This is a genomic window from Streptomyces avidinii (assembly GCF_014650695.1).
Classification (GTDB): Bacteria; Actinomycetota; Actinomycetes; order Streptomycetales; family Streptomycetaceae; genus Streptomyces; species Streptomyces avidinii.
Window position 1 is genome coordinate 1 of the sequence record NZ_BMVL01000039.1, and the last position, 5,948, is coordinate 5,948.

1 protein-coding gene is annotated in these 5,948 nt (G+C 71.8%); it reads right to left on the minus strand.

Going from position 1 to position 5,948, the window contains the following annotated elements; all coding sequences use genetic code 11:
- The coding region (locus IE257_RS37510) for a non-ribosomal peptide synthetase (RefSeq protein ID WP_189974582.1) at positions 1 to 5,905 on the minus strand (5,905 nt) is incomplete at its 3' end.
- Between the last annotated feature and the right edge of the window lie 43 nt (positions 5,906 to 5,948).

Genomic DNA, 5,948 nt, shown 5'->3' on the forward strand with positions numbered 1-5,948 from the left:
ACGCCGACGCGATCCGCCCGGCCCACACCGGATCGAACAAATCCGCCGACACCGTCACGGAACCGGATACGCCCGCCGGCCGGCCGGCCGCGTCGTACTCCTCGGCGACGATGACGTCCAGGTCGAACTTCGCGGCCGACTCGTACACCTCCGTGGCGTCGGTCGCCTCCGCGGTCTCGCCGTTCTCCGAGCCGTCGGCCGGGCTGTCGGCCCGCAGGCCGGGGAGGTCGAGCACCGCCTCGATGGTGTTCTGGGTCGTCAGGACGACCTGGAAGAGGGGGTGTCGGGCCATCGAGCGGGCCGGTGACAGTTCCTCCACCAGCTTCTCGAACGGCACGTCCTGGTGCGCCAGCGCCGACAGCGTCCGCTCCCGGACCCGGCCCAGCACCTCACGGAACGTCGGATCACCCGACAGATCCGTCCGCACCACCAGCGTGTTGATGAAGAACCCGATCAGGTCGTCCAGCGCCTCGTCCGTCCGCCCGGCGTTCGCCGAACCGATCGGAATGTCCACCCCCGCCCCCAGCTTGGAGAGCAGCAGCGCCAGCGACGCCTGCAGCACCATGAACGGGGTCACACCCTCGACCCGCGCCACCTCCACCAACCGCGCATGCACGACCGCCGGAACCTCCAGGGAGACCCGGTGTCCGCGGTGCGAGCCGACGGCCGGACGCGGCCGGTCGAACGGCAGCTCCAGCTCCTCCGGCGAACCGGACAATGCATCGCGCCAGTAGGCGATCTGACGGAAAATCACACTGTCGGGGTCCTGCTCGTCACCCAGCAGCTCGTGCTGCCAGAGGGCGTAGTCGGCGTACTGGACCGGCAGCGCGTCCCACTCGGGCGCCCGGCCCTCGCTCCGCGCCGCGTAGGCGACGGACAGGTCCCGCGCCAGCGGGCCTTCCGACCAGCCGTCACTGGCGACGTGGTGCATCACCACGACCAGGGCCCGCTCATCCGGACCCGCCTCGAACAGCCATGCCTTGACGGGGGGTTCGGCGGAGAGGTCGAAGGCGTACTCCGACGCCGCGGCGATCGCGTCCGCGAGGTCGGCCGAGGCGACCTCGGAGACCGACAGCTCCCAGTCCAGGTCGTCGATGCCGACGATCCGCTGGTACGGCTCGCCGTCGACGACGGGGAACACGGTGCGGAGCACCTCGTGCCGCCCGAGCACGTCACGGAACGCAGCGCCCAGGACGTCGCGGTCCACCACGCCCGGAAGGCGGAGCGTCACCGGCACGTTGTAGGTCGCCCCGGGCCCTTCGAGCTGGTTGAGGAACCACAGGCGGCGCTGCGCGAACGACAACGGCACCCGCTCCGGGCGCACCGCGGCCCTCAGCGCGACCCGCGCCCGGTCCGCACCCGTCAGCCGGGCCGCCAGGCGCGCCACCGTCGGGGCCTCGAACAGCGTCCGCAGCGGTACCTCGACGCCCAGGACGGACCGCACCCGGCTCACCAGGCGCACCGCCAGGAGCGAGTGGCCCCCCAGCGCGAAGAAGTCGTCGTCCACGCCGACCGTCGCCAGCCCCAGGACCTCGGCGAATGCCGAGCACAGCAGTTCCTCCTGGGGAGACGCCGGTGCGCCGCCGGCGCCGGCGGTGTACGCGGGGGCGGGCAGGGCCTTGCGGTCCAGCTTCCCGCTCGTCGTCAGCGGCAGCGCGTCCAGGACGACGACCGCGGCCGGGACCATGTATTCCGGCAGCAGGCCGGCCGCGTATGTCCGGATCTCCTCCGGGAGTTCCGCGGAGTACTCAGCGGTCGCGGAGACGTAGGCGACGAGCCGCTTGTCACCCGGCGCGTCCTCCCGGACCACCACTACGGCCTGCGCGACGCGGGGATGGGCGGCGACGACGGTCTGGACCTCGCCCGGTTCGATCCGGAAGCCACGGATCTTCACCTGCTCGTCCACGCGGCCCACGAACACCAGCCGGCCGTCGGCCGTCCACCGCACCCGGTCACCCGTGCGGTACATCCGCGTGCCGTCCGCCGCGAAGGGGTCCGCGACGAACCGCTCGGCGGTCATCGCCGCACGGCCGGCGTAGCCCCGGGCCAACTGCGCACCGGCCACGTACAGCTCGCCCGTGACACCCACGGGCACCGGCATGAGGTGGCCGTCGAGCACGAACACCCGCGTGTTCACGTTCGGACGACCCACCGACACCTCGTCACCCGCGGACAGCGGACCGGCCGTCGCCACGCACACCGACGCTTCCGTCGGCCCGTACGCGTTCACCAGGCGGCGTCCCGCGCCCCAGCGGTCGACCAGCTCGGCACCCAGCGCCTCACCACCCGAAAGCAGCGTGCGTACGGAGCCGAGGGTGCCGTCCTCCAGCACGCCCAGCACCGACGGGGGCAGCAGGACGTCCGTCACGCCGAACCGTTCCACCACCCCGGCCAGGCCCGCACCCGGCAGCAGTTCGTCGGCCGGTGCCACCACGAGGCACCCGCCCGAGGACAGCGCGCCCCACACTTCCCAGACCGCCGCGTCGAAGCCCACCGACGCGAACTGCAGCACGCGCGAACCCGCACCCGCACCCCAGCCACCGGACGCCAGCAGGTTCACCACGCCCTCGTGCGGCACCAGCACGCCCTTGGGGCGTCCCGTCGAGCCCGAGGTGAAGATCACGTACGCCGCGTGCGAGGGCAGCACCTCGGCACCGAACGGCTCCTCCGCGAGGCCCGCCAGCTCCTCGGCCACGGACGGCGCGTCCGAGACGATCACGGGCAGACCGGCGGACACCGCACCCGCGACGGCCGACGACGACACCACGAGGGAGACACCCGCGTCACCCAGCATCAAGGCGATCCGCTCCGCCGGGGCGGCGGGATCGATCGGCAGGTAGGCCCCGCCGGCCTTCACGACCGCAAGGAGCGTCACCACCAGGTCGACCCCGCGGTCCAGCAGCACCGCGACGACCGACTCCGGACCGACTCCGCGCCCGGCCAGCAGGCGCGCCAGCCTGTTCGCCCGCGCGTCCAGCTCGGCGTACGACAGGCTCACGCCGTCGGCGACCAGCGCGGGTGCGCTCGGCGTCCGTACCGCCTGCGCCGCGAACAGCGCGGGCAGCGTCGACGGCTCGACCTCGGCTGCCGTGTCGTTCCACTCGCTCAGCAGACGGTGACGCTCCTCCCCGTCCAGCACGTCCAGCGCACTCAGCGGCAGCTGCCGGTCGGCGGCCACCGCGGTCAGCACCCGGCCGAGCCGCGCCCCGATCCGCTCCACCGACTCGAGCTCGAACAGGTCCGCCGCCGCGACGACCGCGCCGTACAGACCCGCAGGTGCGCCGGAGGCGTCGAAGCCCTCCCGGACGCTGACTTCCAGGTCGAACCGGGACACGGTCTCCCCGGCCGACAGCTCACCGGCGCCCAGCCCGGACAGGTCGAGCACGGCCTCCCTGGTGTTCTCCAGCGACAGCGACACCTGGAACAGCGGGTGGCGGGCCATCGAGCGGGCCGGGGCCAGCTCCTCGACCAGCTTCTCGAACGGCACGTCCTGGTGGGCGAAGGCCGACAGGCCGGTCTCGCGCACCCGGGCCAGGACGTCGGCGAACGTGGGGTCGCCGGACAGGTCCGTCCGCAGTACGAGTGTGTTGATGAAGAAGCCGACCAGGTCGTCGAGCGCCTCGTCCGAACGGCCGGCGTTCGCCGTGCCGATCGGAATGTCCGTACCGGCGCCGAGCCGGTTCAACAGGACGGCCAGGGCGCTCTGCAGCACCATGAACATGGTCACGCCCTCGGCACGCGCCATCTCGGCGAGGCGGGCGTGCACGTCCGCCGGGATCTCCAGCGGGACGCCGAGCCCGTTGTAGGAAGCGGTCGGGGGCCGCGTACGGTCGACCGGCAGCTCCAGCTCTTCGGGGATGTCGCCGAGAGCGTCACGCCAGAAGGCGATCTGGGCCGCCATCAGACTGTCCGGCTCGTCTCCGTCGCCCAGGAGCTCACGCTGCCACAGGGAGTAGTCGGCGTACTGCACCGGCAGCGGCTCCCACTCCGGAGCCCGGCCGTCGCGGCGTGCGGCGTACGCGACCGACAGGTCCCGTGCCAGCGGCTCGCGCGACCAGCCGTCGCCCGCGATGTGGTGCATCACCACGACGAGCACGTGGTCGCCCTCGCCGCCGCGGAACAGCCAGCTGCGGAAGGGAACCTGCTCCGCCAGGTCGAAGGCGTGGCCGAACGCGGCGGACACCGCGTCCTGCAGTGCGGCGGCCGCGACCTCCACGACCTCCAGCTCCCAGTCCAGTTCGTCGAGACTGATGATCCGCTGGTACGGCTCGCCGTCCACCGTCGCGAAGACCGTCCGCAGCACCTCGTGCCGCCCCAGGACGTCGCGCAGCGCGGCGTTCAGGGCCCCGCGGTCGACGTCGCCGGTCAGCCGCAGCGCCACCGGGATGTTGTAGGACGCACTCGGGCCTTCCAGCTGGTTGATGAACCAGAGGCGCCGCTGCGCGAAGGAGAGCGGTACCAGCTCGGGGCGCTCCATGGCCGTGAGTGCCGTACGGGCCCCCTCGGCGTCCGGGAGCAGGGCGGCGAGGGCCGCCGGTGTGGGGGCCTCGAACACGGCGCGGATCTCCACGTCGACGTCGAGCGCGACCCGGATCCGGCTCACCAGTCGGACGGCGAGCAGGGAGTGACCGCCGAGCAGGAAGAAGTCGTCGTCGACCCCGACTTCGGGCACCCGGAGGACTTCCGCGAAGGCCTGGCACAGCACCCGCTCGCGCTCGTTCGCCGGGGCCCGGCCCGACCCCGCGCCACCCGCCACTTCGGGGGCGGGCAGAGCCCTGCGGTCCAGCTTCCCGTTCCCGGTCAACGGCAGCGCCTCCAGCACCACCACAGCCGAGGGAACCATGTACTCCGGCAGCCGCCGGGCCACGGCCTCGGCGACGGAGTGCGAGAGGTCGTCCGTGTCCTCGTCAGGGTCGTCGGCAACGACGTAGGCGACCAGACGGACATCGCCCGGCACGTCCTCACGCGCCACCACCGCGACCTGACCCACCTGCGGATGCGACGCGATGGCACCCTCGACCTCGCCCGGCTCGATCCGGAAACCACGCACCTTGACCTGCTCGTCAGCACGCCCCAGGAACTCCAGCTGACCATCCACACGCCAACGAGCCAGGTCACCCGAGCGGTACATCCGGCCACCACGCTCGAACGGGCTCGCCACGAACCGCTCCGCCGTCAGCTCCGGACGCCGGACATAACCACGGGCCAGCTGAGCACCCGCGATATACAACTCACCCGCCACACCCGGAGCAACCGGCCGCAGAAAACCATCCAGGACATAAAGCTGCGTGTTCGCGACCGGACGACCGATCGGGACCACGTCACCGATCTCATCACCGGCACGGACCTCGAACACCGCACACCCGACGACCGTCTCCGTCGGACCGTACTCATTGACGACCACAGATCCCGGAGCACGCTCCAGCCACGCCTGCACCACCGAACCCGACAGCGCCTCACCACCGACCACCCACGTCGACGCAGCACCACTGATCTCGCCGTCCGGAAGCATCTCGGACAACAGCGGCAGGTGCGCCGGCACGGCCTTCGTCAGACCGAAACCACCACCATCGCGCAACAGCTCGGCCAGGCCCTCGGCACCGCCCTCACGACTCACCACCACCGGCGCACCCGAAATCAGCGGCACGACCACACTCGTCACCGTCAGGTCGAACGCCAGCGACGAATGCAGCGGAGCACCACCACCCGCGCCATAGGAGCCAGCCGCCCACTGGGCGTAGTTGGCAAGGCCGCCGTGCGTGACGGCCACGCCCTTGGGACGACCCGTCGAGCCGGACGTGTAGATCACATACGCCAGACCGTCCGCCGACACGGACACCTCGGGAGCGGTGTCCTCAAGCATCGACAACTGGACACCCATCAGCGTCGAGTCCAGCGCGACCATCCGCGCACGACCCGCCGGAAGATCACCCAGGATCTCCTCGTCC